14 protein-coding genes are annotated in these 17,701 nt (G+C 63.4%); 7 read left to right on the top strand and 7 right to left on the bottom strand.

Annotated features, from left to right (window positions below):
- The first annotated feature begins 120 nt into the window (after positions 1 to 120).
- Positions 121 to 2,376 carry a hypothetical protein gene (locus C3Y92_RS12875; RefSeq protein ID WP_129353137.1) on the top strand — a complete coding sequence of 752 codons (2,256 nt, stop codon included), beginning with the start codon at positions 121 to 123 and terminating at the stop codon, positions 2,374 to 2,376.
- Between the two features lie 246 nt (positions 2,377 to 2,622).
- Here the strand turns inward: C3Y92_RS12875 and C3Y92_RS12870 are convergent, their stop codons facing one another.
- The 5 genes from C3Y92_RS12870 to C3Y92_RS12850 all read right to left on the bottom strand — a co-directional run bounded on the left by C3Y92_RS12870 (position 2,623) and on the right by C3Y92_RS12850 (position 7,976).
- Positions 2,623 to 2,850, bottom strand: a complete 228-nt coding sequence (locus tag C3Y92_RS12870) for a hypothetical protein (protein WP_015861409.1) — start codon at positions 2,848 to 2,850, stop codon at positions 2,623 to 2,625.
- 76 nt (positions 2,851 to 2,926) lie between these two features.
- Positions 2,927 to 3,364, bottom strand: a complete 438-nt coding sequence (locus tag C3Y92_RS12865) for a bactofilin family protein (protein ID WP_129353135.1) — start codon at positions 3,362 to 3,364, stop codon at positions 2,927 to 2,929.
- A 31-nt stretch (positions 3,365 to 3,395) separates the two neighbouring features.
- On the bottom strand, positions 3,396 to 3,677 hold the full coding sequence (locus tag C3Y92_RS12860) for a hypothetical protein (protein WP_129353133.1): 282 nt from the start codon (positions 3,675 to 3,677) through the stop codon (positions 3,396 to 3,398).
- Between the two features lie 148 nt (positions 3,678 to 3,825).
- Positions 3,826 to 6,483: a mechanosensitive ion channel domain-containing protein gene (locus C3Y92_RS12855; RefSeq protein WP_129353131.1), complete on the bottom strand. Its 2,658-nt coding sequence runs from the start codon at positions 6,481 to 6,483 to the stop codon at positions 3,826 to 3,828.
- Between the two features lie 197 nt (positions 6,484 to 6,680).
- On the bottom strand, positions 6,681 to 7,976 hold the full coding sequence (locus C3Y92_RS12850; protein WP_129353129.1) for a citrate/2-methylcitrate synthase: 1,296 nt from the start codon (positions 7,974 to 7,976) through the stop codon (positions 6,681 to 6,683).
- Positions 7,977 to 8,118: 142 nt separating this feature from the next.
- Here C3Y92_RS12850 and C3Y92_RS12845 point away from each other — a divergent pair, with 142 nt between their 5' ends.
- The 3 genes from C3Y92_RS12845 to C3Y92_RS12835 are packed head-to-tail and all read left to right on the top strand — an operon-like array spanning position 8,119 to position 10,906.
- Positions 8,119 to 8,841: a (Fe-S)-binding protein gene (locus tag C3Y92_RS12845; protein WP_129353127.1), complete on the top strand. Its 723-nt coding sequence runs from the start codon at positions 8,119 to 8,121 to the stop codon at positions 8,839 to 8,841.
- A complete protein-coding gene (locus tag C3Y92_RS12840; RefSeq protein ID WP_129353125.1) occupies positions 8,838 to 10,250 on the top strand; it encodes a lactate utilization protein B in 1,413 nt (470 codons plus the stop codon). The genes C3Y92_RS12845 and C3Y92_RS12840 overlap by 4 nt, the downstream gene beginning before the upstream one ends.
- On the top strand, positions 10,247 to 10,906 hold the full coding sequence (locus C3Y92_RS12835; protein WP_129353123.1) for a LutC/YkgG family protein: 660 nt from the start codon (positions 10,247 to 10,249) through the stop codon (positions 10,904 to 10,906). The genes C3Y92_RS12840 and C3Y92_RS12835 overlap by 4 nt, the downstream gene beginning before the upstream one ends.
- A gap of 258 nt (positions 10,907 to 11,164) precedes the next feature.
- Here the strand turns inward: C3Y92_RS12835 and C3Y92_RS12830 are convergent, their stop codons facing one another.
- Positions 11,165 to 11,689 carry a shikimate kinase gene (locus C3Y92_RS12830; protein ID WP_129353121.1) on the bottom strand — a complete coding sequence of 175 codons (525 nt, stop codon included), beginning with the start codon at positions 11,687 to 11,689 and terminating at the stop codon, positions 11,165 to 11,167.
- A gap of 160 nt (positions 11,690 to 11,849) precedes the next feature.
- On the opposite strand from C3Y92_RS12830, the gene C3Y92_RS12825 reads away from it, so the two are divergent.
- Positions 11,850 to 12,461: an RNA polymerase sigma factor gene (locus C3Y92_RS12825; RefSeq protein ID WP_235669482.1), complete on the top strand. Its 612-nt coding sequence runs from the start codon at positions 11,850 to 11,852 to the stop codon at positions 12,459 to 12,461.
- Positions 12,454 to 12,855 (top strand): hypothetical protein, encoded by a 402-nt coding sequence (locus tag C3Y92_RS12820; protein WP_129353119.1) that lies wholly within the window; start codon positions 12,454 to 12,456, stop codon positions 12,853 to 12,855. The genes C3Y92_RS12825 and C3Y92_RS12820 overlap by 8 nt, the downstream gene beginning before the upstream one ends.
- A 6-nt stretch (positions 12,856 to 12,861) precedes the next feature.
- On the opposite strand, the gene C3Y92_RS12815 is transcribed toward C3Y92_RS12820, so the two are convergent.
- Positions 12,862 to 15,411: an ABC transporter permease gene (locus tag C3Y92_RS12815; protein ID WP_129353117.1), complete on the bottom strand. Its 2,550-nt coding sequence runs from the start codon at positions 15,409 to 15,411 to the stop codon at positions 12,862 to 12,864.
- Positions 15,412 to 15,606: 195 nt separating this feature from the next.
- Here C3Y92_RS12815 and C3Y92_RS12810 point away from each other — a divergent pair, with 195 nt between their 5' ends.
- On the top strand, positions 15,607 to 17,640 hold the full coding sequence (locus C3Y92_RS12810; protein WP_129353115.1) for a methyl-accepting chemotaxis protein: 2,034 nt from the start codon (positions 15,607 to 15,609) through the stop codon (positions 17,638 to 17,640).
- Positions 17,641 to 17,701 lie beyond the last annotated feature (61 nt).

Here is a 17,701-nt window from a genome sequence, read left to right as displayed (position 1 = left end):
GTGTGTGCTGTTAGCGACCCGGGATGGTGGCGGTGGCTTGTTGCGTAGTTCGTGTTGACATATTGGGGTGTACAGTATTTATTCTGAGGCATATTTACTAACTAAAAATTAGAGAGTTGTATGATGAGTACTCCTTTATTTTTGAAGTTTAAACGAGCATTTAATTATAAAGTTGCACTGGTGTGGCAGCGTATATATTTCGTTGAAAATTTTCTTAAACAACCTCTTGTCAGGATTATTTGTTTTGTCTTGATGGCATTGGCGCTTGCTATTTTCGTAGGTAGTCTGTGTTTTTCGCCAAATGTTCAGAACTTGGTGGATATATACCATGCAACGGGAAAAGTGGCTGAAGGCCTGCAAAATCTTGCTCTAAGTGTAGGTAGTGCGTTGATAGGTGCTACAGCCATCGTTGCGTCTCTGGTTCTCTTTGCAATGCAAATCAATGTAGAGCGAATGCCTTATGGATTATTCCAGCGGTTAAGTTCAGATTTTAAATTGCTTAGTATGTTTGCAATAGCATTTATGGTGGCAGTCGCCATTGCGGTTTTGTCGTTGTTTGTGAGTACAGTTCGTCCGTTATATGTTTTGTGTTTTGTATTATTTTCAACTGTTGTTGTATTGCTATTGTTTGTTGGTGCATACAGAAGGGCTTTGTTTCTTATTAATCCGTTAAACCAGCTGATGGTATTGCTTGACGATACCAAAAGAGAGCTTCGTGCATGGGGTGTTAGGGCTCAGCGGGCGATACCTCTCATCGAAGCCAATGGAGGTGACAAGAGTGCATCAGAAGTAGAAGAGTCAGCACACGATTTGGCTCGTACAATCTATTTCCATCGCAATAGCCGCTGGGTGGAGGGGACAAAGAGATCAGTCAGGCATGCCATGTCGTTTGCTCGACGTTATTCAGAAGCTGGGGATCATGATGTTTCCAATGTCGCGCTAATAACTGTGGTCAATATCAATGCCGTTTATATCGCCGTGAAGGGGAAAACCTTTTATGCTGACAGCTCTCTTGTTGAGAACCCTCTAGCGACTGATGACCTTATTAATGATATTCTTGAAAGTATACGGCAACATGTACAAGATGGGATATTGCGGCGTGATGAACGGCAGATTGAGCAAACATTAAAAGCGCTTGCGCATTTAGTCCGTTTGTATCTTTCAATTGATTACTCAAATCCTCGTGCTTCAAAAACTCATGCACTACTTGCCGCTGGATATCTTTCGAGTGCTGTGCAGGCAGTTGTTCCTCACGATATGGCCGATGTTTTAATGGAAGGATTGCGGCTTATGGGGCAGTCTGCTCAATGTGTTCTCTCTGTTGGAAGTCCAAACGACATCGTATTATTGAGCCAAAAAATTGCCATTATTGCATGTGCAGGATTTTCAAAAGAAGATTATCATCCAGTTACGTTAGAAGGAGTGGCGCAGTTGGCGGACATAACATTTCAATTGTTGCATTCAAAGAATGGTGATATTCATTTTGCCGCCGAGAGTGTCAGAAAAAATATTGTTTATTTTGTTAAGTTATTTCTTAAAGTCCCCCGCACCCCATTGTTAAACAGTCTTAGCGAAGCGTTTGGTCCGTACTATTCGTCGACAAGCTTGCAGAGTTTTCGTGCTAAACTTACTACGCTGGCAAATAATCTCGCTAAAGCACAGGCTGACAATGTTGATGCTCAACAAATAATACGAAACATTGAGAATTGGGCAGATGGACTTTATCGAATCGAAAAGGAACTTCTGATTGCGTCAATAAAAGAAAAGTCATTCTTTGTATTTGATGTGATTTACTGGATAACCGGAATAACTGACGTATTGTTGGCAGTGTCGAATGCACCTGCTTGCCATGAGCATAGCAAAGATAAACTACAAAAGCATGCTCTTTTGTTGATTTCGACTTTTACTTCGGTTCCAGATGATGAGGAATCTCTGGTTTTTGTTGAAAATTATAAGTTTTCGGAAATATTGTTTGAATCAGCAAACAGCGCACTTAGCCGTGGTTGTGGGGATGTAGCTGAAACACTTGGAAGGATACTTTTGTCGTGGTCATTTAAAGTAGGGGTTAAAGGGAAAGATTGGCTTGCCATGGCGCATGGGTTATGTGGGTTTGCAGCATTTTCTCTGATGATTGGACACGATCAAGGACTTTGTTGGCTCAAAGAATTAATTTCTAAGCAGTTTTCAAGTAAATCGACCTCAACGCAAGAGATATTCGACAATGCTGCAAAGGAAATATTAATAAAATCTTCTGATATATATGATAATATGTATTCGCATTCAGGAATTGATAGGGCGGTTGCTGCGGCAGAACACGATAGCATAGTTCACATCCTTGTAGTTATCGCGGCCTCTTTGTCTACAGAAACAACGTGAAGTGTGGAGAGATCATCACTCTCCGGCAGTGTAAAGGGTGACTAGTGTCCGAGACGCTGCACCCCTGCCTTTTGACTGGCGCAGCGTAGTCGCCAGCGCGTGACGAATGCGAGCGAACCCTTTCGGGCCAACCCCTTGCCGTCAAAATGCGCGTGACAGAAGAAAGGATACTCGGGGAGAGGTGCGGGACAAGAAGACGGACAAGCCGCCGACGCAGCGTTCGCGCCAGGGCGGCGACGCCCCGGGCTAGCGTTCGCTAACCAGGGCGCGGCGGCGGCAGGTGCGCAGCATCAGCTCTTGGAGGATCACCCGTTCGTACTCTTGGGAATGGTCGGCTTCGGGATTTTCCTCTTCCACGAGCATGCGCTCAATGTACTGGGTCTCTTCCCAGAAATCGAGCAACTCATCGTCGCCAAGGTGCTTGATCTGGTCTTCAAGGGGAAACTGGTCGGCATCGGGGAAAAATTGGCCCATGGGGACGGGACTCCTTAAACGGGGACGGGTGAAGGCGTTTTGCCATTAATCGGACGAGGCCTTTTTGGCAACCCTTTCATGACGTCGTTTCCGTGACGTCGTCGGCCGGCTGTCCGGGCAGGGCGCAGGGGGCCAGGCCCTCGGACAGGACAACGGCTTCGGCCTCGGTCATGCGCAGCTGGCCGTTGAGCATGGCCCCGTCCTCGATGACCACCGACGGGGTCTGGATGTTGCCGGTCAGCTTGGCCGTCTTGTTGAGGATGACGCGCCGGCTGGCCGTGACGTCGCCGCGCACGCTGCCGCTGGCGATGAGTTCGCCCACGCTGATGCTGCCCTCGACTTGCCCTTCCTCGCCGAGCACCAGCACGCCGTCGGAGATGATGTCGCCGATGACGCCGCCGTCGATGCGCACGACGCCCTGAAAGTTGAACTGGCCATGATACTGGGTTCCAGCCCCGAGAAAGGCGGTGATGGCGTCCAGGCGGGGCTTTTTCTTCGACGAGAATCCGAACATGGGTCTGGGTCCTTGGCTGGCGCGGGCGGCGTTAGTAGTGCGGATTGGTCTGACGCTGCAGTTCGATGTTGATCTGGATGATGCGGGCGTTGATGCGTTGGATACGGTCGAGGTTGTCGCTCAAATTCTCGGACAAGGTCCGCTTTTCCTGCTCTAATTGGTAGCGCTCGATCTCCAGGGGATTGGCCCCGGGGCCGGGTTCGAGGGCATCGTATTGGGGCATGGCCGGGGCCGTGCTCTTGGCCTTCTTGCAGCCGGGCGCGACAGTCAGGGCCAGGAGCAGGCAGGCCAGGGGCAGGACTCTTCGGTTCATGCGGCGTCCTTTTCTTGAGCCGTATCAGAAAACCATCCGGCTGTCCCGTGCAAATGCCCGCCGGCCAAGGCGGCGTCCGGGCCAGGGCGGGTCCGGGCGGCCCGGAGCGAACACGCGCCCCGGGCCGCCTTTTGGCCCAAGGCTCGGATCAATCCGCAGCCGCGCCGGCGGCGGCCTGAACCGGGTCGCTGGCCCCGGCCACGATGCGCACCTCGCGCTGGGGGAAGGGGATGTCGATGCCGACCTCACGGAAACGTCGGTCGATGGCGAAACGGATGTCGGAGGTGGTGCCCACGGCCACGCCCACGTTGTCCACCCAGAAGAGCAACTTGAAGTCCAGGGAACTCTCGCCAAAGTTGGTGAACTGCACCGACGGAGCGGGAGTCTTGAGCACATGCTCGTGGCCGGCCACGGCGTCGAGCAGTATCTGGCGCACCTGTTCGGTGTTGGAGCCGTAGGCCACGCCGATGGTGATCTCCCGGCGCACGGTCGGGTCGCGGTGGGTCCAGTTGACGAGCTTGCCGCTGATGAGGTCGGAGTTGGGCACGAAAAGCGTGGCGTTGTCAAAGGTCTGGACCACGGTGTTGCGGATGTTGACCTTGCGTACCTGGCCCCAGATGGCGTCGATCTGGATGGTGTCGCCGGCCTGGATGGAGCGGCCAAACAGCAGGATCAGGCCGGCCACGAAGTTGTTGACGATGTTTTGCAGGCCAAAGCCGATGCCCACGGATAGGCCGCCAGCAACCACCGCCAGACTGGTGAAGGAGAAACCAAGGAGGAACAGCGAGATGAGGATGTACAGGCCCCACAGCACATAAAGCGAGGTGGTTTCCAGCACGTCGCGTACGCCCGGATCGATGCCCGGTCGCAGGCGCGGCAGGTCCATGATAAAGGAGCGCACGGCGAAAAGCGTCGAACGGGTGACGAAAAAGCCGGTGAGAATAAGGGCCAGCCGGCCAAGGGTGACCGAGACCGTGCCGATGGTTACGGTGAACCCCACGGCTTCCATGAACAGTTCCTGGCCGCCCAGTTCCGTGGAGAACCAGTAGAGGACCAGCAGGAACAGCGACAGAAAGATGAGCGGGAACCCGAGACCCGAAACCATGGCCCGCGTGAGCGCCGAGGCCCCTTCCTGGCTGGCCCGGGCCTGCCAGGCGGTGACGATGCGCGACAGCCCGGCCCCGATCTGCACGGCGGCCAAAAGCAAAAACCAGCCGGCGATGACCAGCACCGACAGGTGCTGCCAGCCCAGGGCGGCCATGACGGCCAGGCCCATGGTCAGGGGCGGCGTGGCCCGGCAAAAGAGCCTCAGCGGCCCGGCATAGCGGCGCAAAAACCGGCCCGTGGCCAGCAGGAACACGAGCAGCAGGGCCATCCACAGCGTGGTCAGGGCCGGCTCGGGGATGTCGGCGATCTGGAGCAGCAGGCCCAGGGAGAACATGGCCCACAGGCCGCGCAGGGGATTGCCGGCCCCTGGCGTGGCCGCGCCCGAGGCTTCGGCCAGATAGCGCGAGAATACGGCCAACCCGGCGGCGAGCAGGATCTCGGCCAGGATGTTGCCGATCTCTTGGAGCAGCAGCGGCGCGCCGGCCGCCGCCCAGTGCAGGATGAGCCCGGAGCCGGCCAGCAGGCAGACCAGACGCAGTTTGCCGGGCGCGTAGAGCCCGGCAATGCGGCGGCGCAACCGGGCGATGGCGATGAAGGACACCACCGCCAGCACGGCCAGGGCCACCGCGGCCCGGATGCCCACGGCCTGGGCTCGGGCGGCGTCGGAACCGCGCGTCATGGAGCGCAGCATGGAGGCGTTGGACTTGGCCCAGTGCTGAAAACGGGTTTCCAGGTCGTTCCAGGCCTTGTGGGAGAACAGTTCGTTGGAGGCCGTGAAATAGTAGGTCTTCCAGGCCTTGGGGATTTTCAGGCGCAGGGCTTCTTCGGCCTTGTCCAGGGCGGCCAGCAGCTCGCGGGCCGGGCCGAGTTCCTTCTCCAGGGTGGAACGCACGCCGGTGAGGGAAGCGCGCACGCTTTTGACGTAACGCAGATAGTAGCCGATGGCGTCGGCGATGGGCTGCTCGGGATCGTCTTCCAGGCGCTTGGCGAACTCCTCTTTGAGGGAATCGAGCCGGGCGGCGATCTTGTCGAGTTCGTCGCGGCTTTCCTGGGAGGGGGCGATGAGCGTTTCCACGGCCCGGCGCAGGCGGGCGAAATCGCCCAGCACGGCCCGCAGCTCCCAGGGATTGCCGCCGGACAGGCTGATGATAAGCCCCAATTCATCGAGCTTGCCTTCCAGGGCCGATAGCTCGGAGCGAAACTTGCGCACGTTTTTGGGGAGCAGTTCTTCCATGGACTTGAACCGGGCCGCCTGCTGCACCACCGATTCCTGGTGGATGGAGAGCAGCACCTGCCAGTCCTTGGGCGCGTCGGCCTCGGCTTCGGCTTTTTCGCCGTTTTTGTCGCCGGGCTTGTCCGAGGCCTTGGCGGCCGGTTGCTTGTCGGCCGGTTTGGGTGCCGGCTTGTCGGCTTCCTTGGGCGCGGGCTTGTCCGGGGCTTTTTCGGCCGGTTTGTCGGCGGCCTTGTCCGCCGGCTTATCGGCCGGCTTGGCCGCTTCCTTGCCGGCTTCGGCGGCGGGAGCGTCCGGCGCTTTGGGCGCGTCGGCCTTGGCCTCGGGGGCGGCGGGCTTGTCCGGCGTCTTGGCCGGTTCGGCCTTGGCGGCGGCCGGGGCCGCGTCCTGGGCGGGCAGAGCCCCCGGCAAGGCGGCCAGGAACGTCAGGGACAGGCAGCACAAGACAAGCAGACGAAAAGAACGCATGAGGGCTCTCCGGGGCGTCCAGGGGAACGGACGGCGGGTTGGCGAAGCCGGGGTGTCGGTAGGGCCGGCCGGGACGGCGCCGGAGGCCTGGAACGGAGCAAACCTGCGGCGGCGCGCCGAAGCGCCGGTCGGGTTTGGGACGGCGGCCGCCGCGCCTGGGCGCGGGTTGGCCGCCGGGCAGGTGTTACGCATGGGAATCAGGACTTGCGCTTCTCCATGGGCGTGTAGGCGTGGCGCTTGCGGCCCATGTAGACCTGGCGCGGCCGGTGGATGCGCTGATCCGGGGAGTGGGTCTCCTCGTTCCAGTGGGCGATCCAGCCGGGCATGTTGCCGATGGCGGTGATGACCGGGAACATGCGCGGCGGGATGTTGATGGCCCGCAGCAGGAGGCTGGCGTAGAAATTGGTGTTGGGGAAGAGCTGGCGCGAGGCGAAATAGTCGTCGGCCAGGGCGCGTTCCTCGATCTCCAAAGCGATGTCGTGGAAGGCGTCGCGCTTGGCGTAGCCGTTTTTCACGAGATTTTGGTAGGTGCGCTTGATGATGCGGGCGCGCGGGTCTTCCACGTGGAAAAGCCGCTGGCCAAAGCCCATGAGGCGGCCGGCGCTGGTTTTCGAGGCCTCGAAAATACGCTCCACAGTGGTGCGCCCGGCCACCACGTCCTCGAACATGGTCAGCGCCGCCGAGCTGGCTCCGCCGTGCTGGCGGCCCCACAGGGCGCAGATGCCCGACGACACGCTGGCGAACAGGTTGGCCTGGCTCGAACCCACCATGCGCACCGTGGCGCAGGAGGTGTCCAGAGCCTGGTCGGCGTGGCACAGCATATAGATGCTCAGCGCCCGCACCACAGGGTCCGGGGCCTGATAGGTCCAAAACGGCACCGAAAACATCATGTGCAGGAAGTTGCGGCAGTAATCCAGGTTGGGGTTGGGGTAATTGAGCGGCAACCCCTGGGATTTGCGGTAGGAAAAGGCGGCGATGGTGCGCACCTTGCTTAAGATCTTGGCGGCGGCCAGCCGGAAGTCCTCGGGGGAGCCGATGTCGTAGAGTTCGGGATAGTAGCTGCCCATGGCGTTGATCATGGCCGAGAGGATGGACATGGGATGGCCGTTGGGCGGAAACCCGTCGAGGTGGCTCAGCAGATCCTCGTGCAACAGTTCCTGGTCGCGCAGCATGATGCGGAATTCTTCGCGCTCGGCCCGGGTCGGCAGCTCGCCGAACATGATGAGCATGGCCGTTTCCACGAAGGTGGCCTTTTCGGCCAGCTCTTCGAGGTCATAGCCGCGATAGAGCACCACGCCATTTTCGCCGTCGATATGCGTGATGGCCGACTTGCAGGCCGCCGTGTTGGCGTAGCCGGGATCAAAGGTGATCCAGCCGGTCTGGCTGCGCAGCTTGCGCACGTCCAGGGCCTTTTCGACGTGATCGCCAATGATGACAGGGATTTCAACAGTCTTGCCGGCATAGGTCAAGGTGGCGGTGGGTGCTTCGTTCATGGCGCTTCCTTATCTGTTGCAACGGCTGTCCATAGCAACGGACCCCCTTCCTGTAAAGCGGGCGGGGCGGGAAGCCGCCTGTGGCCTTGACCCGGCGGGTCTAAAGCGTAAGGTGTCGCCCCGTTGCAAGGAGGGCTTTTTCGTGGAAGCGTTTCTTTTCATTCCCTGTCTGGTCGAACACGTGTTGCCCCAAGTGGGCGAGGCGACCACGGCCGTTTTGGTCCGGGCCGGTCTGACGCCGGTGCTGCCCAAGGGCCAGACCTGCTGCGGCCAGTTCGCCTACAAGCGCGGCCGGGCCGATCTCGTGCGGCCTCTGGCCCGGCGGTTTGTGGAAATTTTTCAGGACGCGCCGGTGGTGGTGTGTCCCTCGGGTTCGTGCACGGCCATGGTGCGCCGCTATCCCTCGCTTTTCGCTAAGGACGATCCCTTTCGGGAGCAGGCCGCCCAAGTCGCCGCCAAGACCTTCGAACTGGGGCAGTTCCTGGTCGAACGCCTGGGGCTGACCGACCTGGGGGCGCGCTGGGACCTGACCGCCGCCCTGCACGGCTCATGCCAGACCACCCGGGTGCTTGGGGCCGGATCGGCCACCGAGGCGCTTTTGGCCAAGGTCGCCGGCCTGACGCTGGTCCCCTTGGCCCGGCCCGAGCGTTGCTGCGGCTTTGGCGGGGCGTTTAGCATCGACTACCCCGAAGCCAGCGAAGCCATTGTCGCGGAAAAAATCGACGACATCGTGGCCAGCGGAGCCGAGGCGGTCATCACCGCCGAGCCGAGCTGTCTGCTCAACATCGCTTCGGCCATGGCCAAGCGCGACCTGCCGATAAAGGCCCTGCATCTGGCCGAGGTCCTGGCCGGGGAGGGCATATGACCAAGACCGCCCACGATTTCGCCAAAGCTTCGGCCAAGGCCCTGGGTGACCGCCAAAGCCGGGCCATCCTGCACAAGGCCATCGGCCACATCCGGGTGCTGCGCCAGCGCTCGGTCAACGCCATGCCCGACTTTGCCGAGAGGCAAGCCCGGGCCGTGGCCGTGCGCGACAAGACCCTGGCCAAGCTGCCGGAGCTGCTGGAAAAGCTGGAAGCAAGCGTTACCGCCGCCGGCGGCCGGGTCCACTACGCCGAGACGGCCGAGACGGCAGCCAAGCTTGTGGCCGGCATCCTGGCCGAGCGCGGGGTGAGGCTCGTGGTCAAGGGCAAGTCCATGGTGAGCGAGGAGATGGGACTCAACGAGGTTCTGGAAGCGGCCGGCATCGAGGCCGTGGAGACCGACCTTGGCGAGTACATCATCCAGTTGGCCGGCCAGCGCCCCTCGCATATCCTGGCTCCGGCCCTGCACGTGTCCAAGGAGCAGGTCTCCGACCTTTTCGCCCGCAAGTTCGGCCGCACCAGCACCGACATCCCGGAGATGACCCGCATCGCCCGGGACAGCCTGCGCCAGAAGTTTCTGGCCGCCGACGCCGGCATCACCGGCTGCAACATCGCCATCGCCGAAACCGGCACGGTGACGGTGCTGGAAAACGAGGGCAACATCCGGCTTTCCGGCTCCTGCCCGCCCATCCACATCGCGCTGATGACCCTGGAAAAAGTGGTGGAAACCCTGGCCGACGCCGCCGTGGTCCTGGACATCCTGCCGCCGGCCGCCACCGGCCAGACCCTGCCGGTGCACCTGTCCTTTTTCACCGGCGCGCGGCGCGAGGGCGAACGCGACGGCCCCAGGGAAATGCATTTGGTCATCCTGGACAACGGCCGCTCGGACATCCTGGCCGATCCCAAGCTGCGCTCCATCCTGCGCTGCATCCGCTGCGGCGCCTGCTTAAACGTCTGCCCGGTCTACCAGAGCGTTGGCGGCCACGCCTACGGCACGGTCTACCCCGGCCCCATGGGTTCGGTCATTTCGCCGCTTTTAAAGGACAACCCCGGCGATCCGCGCCAGCCCTTTGCCTGCACCCACTGCGCCGCCTGCTCGGAAGCCTGCCCGGCCGGCATCGACCATCCGGCCCTGCTCCAGGAACTGCGCCGCCGCGTGTCGGAGACCGAAACCGACCTGCCGGTGGCGGCCTTCAACCTGCTGGCCCGCCATCCGCTGCTTTTCGGCGGCGCGGCCGCCGTGGGGCGTCTGTTCGACCCCAAGCTGCGCGAGGTCGCGGCCGTGGCCCCGGACGCGCCGGTGGGCCGTTTCCTGCGCTGCCGGGAGTTCCCGGGTCTGGCCCGGCCTTTCTCCCGGCGATTCAAGGCCCTTGCCCGCCGGCTTAAGCGTCTCCAGGGAGGACGTGCATGAAAACGCGCGCCAAAAACGCCATCCTCGGCCGCCTGCGCGCGGCCACGGCCGCCGGCTTCCCCCGCGTTTCGGCCCCGACCATTCCCCGCAAGCCGGGCGGAGGCGTGGCCGATTTCCAGGGCTTCGCCGCCGTGCTGACCGGCCTTGGCCCCACCTTCGAACTGGCCCGCACCCCCGAGGAAGCCCGGCAGGCGCTGGCCGCCTATTTGGCCGCCAACGACGTGAAAACCGCCGTGCGTTGGGACCATCCCGACCTCGACGCCGTCGCGGCCGCGTCGGTTCTGGCCGAGGCCAAGGTGGCCGTCATTGCCCCGGAAGAGCTGCCCGAGCGCGTCTGTCCGGGCTTGGCCGCCGTGGATCTCGGCGTCACGGCCGTGGCCTACGCCCTGTGCGCCACCGGCAGCCTGGTCATGGCCGCCGCCCCGGGACGTGAGCGCGGCACGTCGCTGGTGCCGCGCCTGCATGTGGCCTTTGTGGCCAAATCGCGCCTTGTGCCCGACCTGCCGACCATGCTGGAGCGGGTGGGGCAGGGCCCCATGCCCAGCGCGCTCAACTGCGTGTCGGGCGTGTCCAGCACCGGCGACATCGAATTTGTGTACGTGCGCGGCGTGCATGGGCCGCTGGCCGTGCACGTCATCGGCCTGGAGTGGTTATAAAGGAGCGGGTATGAGGTTGTAGGAACGTTATCAGTGCTCCGGCGGCCGGGGGGAAGCATTCCCCCCGGCCCTCTGCTTGCGGGGGCCGGGCGGCCGGGCAAAGAGACGTCGGCGGGCGACTACGGCCCCCAACTCCCCAGCGAAAAGGGCTGCTTTGGGCGCGAGCATGGCTTGCGCCCAAAGCAGCCCTTTTCGCAAGCTTGGCGACGGGACAGGGACTGTCGCACAAGCCTTCGGCCAAAGGCGCGGCGGAGTCCCCTAGAACATTTTGAGCGCGCGCAGGGTATATTCCAACAACTCGTCGATGGGACGTTCGGGCAGGCAGGCGTGGGCCAGGGAGAAATACAGCGGTTCGCGTTCGGCCAAGGTGGCCACGATTTCCTCTTTGAGGCCAAGCTGCGTCAGATTGGGGCGCTGGTCCGGGTTGAGATCGGCCATGAGGCGTTCGGCCAGACGGTCGGGATGGGCTTGCAGGTAGAGCACCAGCCCCTTGGCCAGGATGGCCCGGTTTTCCGGCAACAGCACCACGCCGCCGCCCGTGGCCGCGACCAGTCCTTTTTGGGCGGCGGTTTCAGCCAGGATGTCCGCTTCGGCCCGGCGGAAGGCGTCCCAGCCCTCCCGGGCCACCAGCTCGGCGATGGTTTCGCCGCGCGCTTCGACGAACCGGGCGTCGAGATCGACAAACGGGCGGCCGAGGCTCTCGGCCAGTTTGCGGCCAAGGGTGGTCTTGCCCGAGGCCCGGGGACCGATGAGGTAGATGTTGGTGTCGGCGGCAAGAGGCATGGCTCGCTCCGGGAAGTGGCGTGCGGCCGGGTACGGCCGCCGGCAGAGCAGATAGCCTGCCGGGCTCGGCTTGTCGAGGCGGGCGTGTAACCGATTGGCTCCGCTGGACGCCTGAGCAGGCAAACGCGCCTGGGGAGGGGCGTTGGCGGAGGCTTGCTGCATGACGACGCGTGTTGGTGAGAAATGCGTTCGGTTGAAAGACGGCGTGTCCGGCCGTCCCCGGCCGCGTCTGGAAGGCATTGACGACGCCGCCTTGGCCCGGGCGGCCTTCGAGGGCGACCAGCGGGCCTTTGCCGCGCTGGTCACCCGGCATTGGCCGGGCGTTGCCCATCTGGCCTCACGGTTTTGCCGTGATCCGGCCGGGGTCGAGGATCTGGCCCAGGAAGTCTTCGTCAAAGCCTACCTGAATCTGGGCGGTCTTCGGGACTGGGGCATGTTTCGCGGCTGGCTGCACCGCATCGCCGCCAACACCTGCATCGACTGGCTGCGCCGGCGCAAGATCGAGGACGGGCTGGTGGGCGGGCTGGACGACACCTTGCCCGACGAAGGCGAAGCGGCCCGGCGCGAGGCCCGCGAGGCCAGAAGGCGTCTGGAGGCGGCCATGGCCGTGCTTGGCCCCAAGGACCGACTCCTGGTCGCGCTTTTAGGTCTTGAGGGCAAAAGCGTCGAGGAAGTGGCGGAACTGACCGGCCTGACCCGGGTCAACGTCAAGGTTCGGGCTTTTCGTGCCAGGCGTAAACTCAAGGCATTTCTGGAGAAAGACCATGGCTGAAGGTTCGCGCCAATTTGGGGCGGGGAGCCTCATCGCTGTTTTTATCGTCGGCATCGGACTGGGCTGGCTTGTTTCCAGCCGGCAGGCGTTGCTGGACAGGCGGGCCAGCGACGGCGCCGGCTTTGAGGACGTGCGTAAGCGGTTCGCCGACGAGTCCATGCGGCGTCTGGATCTCAGTCCCGAGCAGCGCCGCGTCTATCTCGACGCCTGGGAGAACGGCCGGCGTGATTTCGATTTGGCCCTGGGCCGCATGCGTCCGGAAATCGATGCCGTGTTCAGCCGTATCGATGCTCGGGTGCGGCCGATCCTGTCGCCGCGCCAGTTGGCCGTCTATGACCGCATCGAAGCCGAGCGACGCGCCCACATGCCCCAGCGCCCGGCCGGGGCCGACTGATCCCGCCTATTCGTTTCGCAGATACGGCAAGGCCCGCCTGGAGAGCATGGCAAAGGCCCCGGCCGAGCCGAAGACCAGGGTCAGGGCGGCAGCGGCGGACACCACCAAGGCGGCCGGGCCGGCAAAGACCGAAAACGGCAGTTCCATGAAATACGTCGTAAACCCAAACGACACGGCCGTGCCCACGGCCAGGGCCACCAGGCCCGCCAAGAGGCCAAGCAGGGCGTTTTCCAGACACAGCACCGTCATGATGTCGCGCCGGGTCGCGCCGCAGACCTTATAGATCACGGTCTCGTAGGCCCGTCGCCGCAGGCCTGCGGCCAGGGACTGGACAAGGACGAGCAACCCCGCCCCGAGGGTTGCGGCGGCGGCGGCGCGCACGGCCGAGGACACCTTGTCGGCCACGGCCAAGACCTCGGTCAGGGCGTCGCCGATGCCCACCACCGTGACATTGGGGAAGCGCTCCGTGACGGCGGCGAAGACCGCCTCGCCCGGAGCCTTGCCGGCGGCCTTGTCGGTGTAGGCCGTGGCCAGCCAGGTGGCCGGCAGCCCGTCCAGGGCGTTTGGCGAGAAAACAAAGACGTAGTTGATGCCAAGGGTCAGCCAGTTGACCCGCCGCAGGCTCGAAATCTTGGCCGTTATTTCCCGGCCGAGCACATTGACCGTCACCGTGTCGCCAACCCCGACGCCGATGCCCTTGGCCACGGCCTCCTCCACAGAGACCAGCGGCTCGCCCGCATAGTCCGGCGGCCACCACGCCCCCTCGATCAGGCGCGTGCCCTCGGGCATGGCTGCGGCAAAGGACAGCCCCCGGTCGCCCGAAACGGCCCAGCGCACATCCTCGCTGACCCGCGACTCGTCCGGAGCCTCGCCGTTTACGGCCGTCACGCGACCCCGGATCATGGGCGAGGCGTCCACCCGGGTGACGCCGGCAACGCCCCTGGCCGTTTCCAGAAAGGCCGGCAGTTGTTTCGGCTGGACATCCACAAAAAAGTAGTCCGGCGCGGTCTTCGGGATGTCTTCCACAAAGGCCTGGCGGAAATTGGCTTCCACCTGGGTCATGGCGGCCAGGGTGGACAGCCCCAGGCCCAGGGCGGCCAGCACCCGGGCTACCTGATTGCCGGGCCGGGCCACGGCCCGAAGGGCCAGGGAGAACAGTCCCGGGCGATGCAGCGGCGCCAGCCGCATAAGCCGCACCGTGGCTATGGCCAGCAGCCGGAAGATGGCCGCCGCGCCCAGGGCCGCCACGACAAAGCCCAGGCCCAGCCGGCGGTTGGGCGTGGCCAGGACGGCCAGGGCGAAAAGCCCGGCCAGGGCAATCACCCCCGGCAAGGCGTCGCGCCAGGGCAGCCGGCCGTTGCCGGCCGTTGCGTAGCCCCGAAACAGGAGCAGGGGCGAGACCCGGCCGGCCTGCAGGAGATGGGGCAGGGAAAAGGCCAAAACGGCCAACGCACCAAAGGCGGCGGCCAGGGCCAGGGCTTCGGGGTAGGGCCCGGGCGGCAGGCGCACCGGCAGCGCGCCGGCCGCCAGGGGGGCGACAAGGGCCGGCAGCGACGCGCCGCCGGCCAGCCCGATGGCAATGCCCAGGCAGCCCTGGGCGGCCACGGCCAGCAGATAGGTCCAAACTACCACCCGCCGGGGCGCGCCCAGGCACTTGAGCGCCGCGATGGAGCCTTCGCGTCCCCCCAGATAGCCGGCCACGGCCTGGGACACGCCGATGCCGCCCAAAAGCAGCGAGGCCAGGCCGACCAATCCGGTCACGGCCCCCAGCCGGTCCATGAAGCGGGTCAGCCCGGGCTGGGCCGAGGCCAGATCGCGCACGCGCCAGCCGGCCTTGGGATAGGCGTCCTTTACATGCGCGGCGACGGCCTTGGCCTCGGCCCCTGGCGGGAGCTTGATGCGGTAGGCGTGGCGGGTGAACATGCCCGGTCCGACAAGGCCCGTTTGTTCCAGGGCTTTTTGGGCCACGAGCAGGCGCGGCCCCAGGGACACCAAGCCCGTCGAAGCGTCGGGTTCGCGGACGATGGTCGCCCGAATTTCGATGGGCACGTCGGCGACCAGGATGACGTCGCCCAGGCGCGCGCCCAGGCGGGCCAGAAGTTCCGGGGCGACGACCGCGCCGGGCAGGCCGTTTCGCGCCTCCAGGGCCTCGGCGGCGGTCATGGGCGGCGACAGGTCGAGGGAACCGTAGAGAGGATAGGCCGCGTCCACGGCCTTGAGGGAGGCCAGGGCGCGGCCGGCGTTGTCATCCCGGCCCCGGGCCATGGTTTGCATGGTGACCACATGGGAGACCGTGCCGAGGCCGGCCAGGGCGTGGCTTTCCTCGGGCGAGGCCGGGCGTAGGGACAAGGCGACTTCGACATCGCCGCCAAGAAGCGCCGCGGCGTCCTCGGCCACGCCGGCCAGATAGGCGGCGGACAGGCTTTTGGAGCCGGCCACGGCGGCCACGCCCAGGGCCAGGCAGGCCACGAAGACGCCAAAGCCCCGCAGCCCGGCCCGGAGTTCGCGGCGGGCCAGACGCCCAGCCAACAACAGATCATGCAAGAAGCCTTTCATGGCGCAACTCCCCTGCGACATTCCCTACTGGAAACGCAGGTAATGGTCCATGTCCGTAAAAGTGTGAGGTTTGCGTTGCAAGAGGCATCAAAATAGGCCAGAAACAAACAATCCGAGGACGACCGCGCCCAGGTCCCGAATCCGTATCAGAAACTGAAAAGCGCGGGATACCACCACGTCAAGGGGAGGCCGGCAGTGAAGAACTTGAAGCTTGGCGTCAAGATCAGCATCGGTTTTGGACTCCTGATCGCCATCGCCTGTGCCCTGGGGGGCATGGCCGTGCTCAACATGCGTAGCGTGGAAGGGCAATCCACGCGGCTGGTCCAGGAGTATATCCCGGAACTGGCCATAGCCAATAGCGTCGAGCGGGCAGCCATGCTGACTATGGTCGAAATGCGCGGCTACGGCTACTCCGAGAACAAGAAGGAGTTTGAAACCGGCATGCGGTATTTTGCCGACCTCAAGCGTTCCTTGAGCGAAGCCAAGGCCCATGCCGACAAATATCCACAGCTCGTGCAGTTGCGCGACAACGTGACCAAGGCCCAGGCCAAGGCCCTGGAGTACGAAAAGCTCATCGGCGAGACCAACACCCGCATTGAGGCCACGCATGGCGTGCGCAAGACTCTTGACGCGGCTGCGGCGGAAATCGTCAAGAACAGCGAAGCCTATCTGGAAAGCCAGCAGAAGCGGATTCGCGAGGAAGTCGCTTCGGGCGTCGCCGCCGCCGGACTTTTGGAGCGCATCGACAAAATCGACGGCGCCGCCGAAGCCATAAGCGCCATCACCGCCATTCGCATCGGCAACTACCGGGGGCAGCTTTTCCGCGACCCCAGGCCCATCGAGGAAGCCATCAAGGCCTTTGGCCAGCTCGACCAAGCCATCGACGCCATCCGCGCCAAGACCCGCGACGAGGCCAACATCCGCCAGTTGGCCGCCATCAAGGACGCTTCTCAGAGATATCGCCAAGCGCTTACGGATTATCTCGACAATGCCAAGGGGTTGCAGGAGCTTGTCGCCAAGCGGGGGGAAGCTGCAACGGGCGTGCAGGACGCGGCCGAGGAAACGGCCAAGGCCGCCATGGACGCCACCACGAAGATCGCCGTCGACGCCGTTTCGAGCTTGGAAACCGCTTCCTCGGTCATGCTCGGCGGGCTGGCCGTGGCGCTGATCCTGGGCGTGGTCATCGCCGTCTTCCTGACCAAGGCCATCACGGGACCGGTCGTCAAGGGCGTGGAATTCGCCAAGGCCATGGCCGAGGGCGACTTCACCCGGCTGCTGGACATCGACCAGAAGGACGAGATGGGCATTTTAGCCGCGTCCCTCAACGAGATGGTGGGCAAGCTGCGCGAGGTCGTGGCCGAGGTGCAGTCGGCCTCGGAGAACGTGGCCTCGGGCTCCGAGGAACTCTCGGCCTCGGCCCAGAGCATGTCCCAGGGGGCCACCGAACAGGCGGCCAGCGTGGAGGAAATCTCCTCGTCCATGGAAGAGATGAGTTCCAACATCAAGCAGAACGCCGAGAACGCCCAACAGACCCAGTCCATTGCCGTCAAGGCCGCCCAGGACGCCCGGGAAGGCGGCGAAGCCGTGGTCTCGGCCGTGGCGGCCATGAAGAACATCGCCGAGAAGATTTCCATCATCGAGGAAATCGCCCGCCAGACCAACTTGCTCGCCCTTAACGCCGCCATCGAGGCGGCCCGGGCCGGCGAACACGGCAAGGGCTTCGCCGTGGTCGCGGCCGAAGTGCGCAAGCTGGCCGAGCGCAGCGGTTCGGCCGCCGCCGAGATCTCCGAACTTTCGTCATCCAGCGTCCAGGTGGCCGAACGGGCCGGTTCCATGCTCACCAAGATGGTGCCCGACATTCAGCGCACGGCCGATCTCGTGCAGGAAATAGCCGCCGCCAGCCAGGAGCAGAATTCCGGGGCCGACCAGATCAACCGGGCCATCCAGCAGCTTGACCAGGTGGTGCAGCAAAACGCCTCGGCCTCCGAGGAAATGGCCTCCACCTCGGAAGAGCTTTCGAGCCAGGCCGAGCAGCTCCAGTCCACCATGGCCTTTTTCCGGGTGGACGGAGCCACGGCCCGGCGCACGGCCTATCGTCCGGTCAAGGCTCTGCCGTCGGCGGCCCGGCGTCCTGCTGCTGCGGCGCGTCCGTCCGGCGCGGCCGCCAAGCCCGCCAGCGGCGTGGGCATCGACCTCGACGCCCGGGACGACGAATTCGAGCGGTTCTAGAGACTCCAGATAACGATTGCCAAGGCCGGATGCGGGAACGCGTCCGGCCTTTTTCATGTGT

The sequence above is a fragment of the Solidesulfovibrio carbinolicus genome (assembly GCF_004135975.1).
In the GTDB taxonomy this organism is placed as follows: domain Bacteria; phylum Desulfobacterota; class Desulfovibrionia; order Desulfovibrionales; family Desulfovibrionaceae; genus Solidesulfovibrio; species Solidesulfovibrio carbinolicus.
Note: the sequence above shows the minus strand (reverse complement) of the source record. Positions and strands in the feature narration are given on the sequence as shown.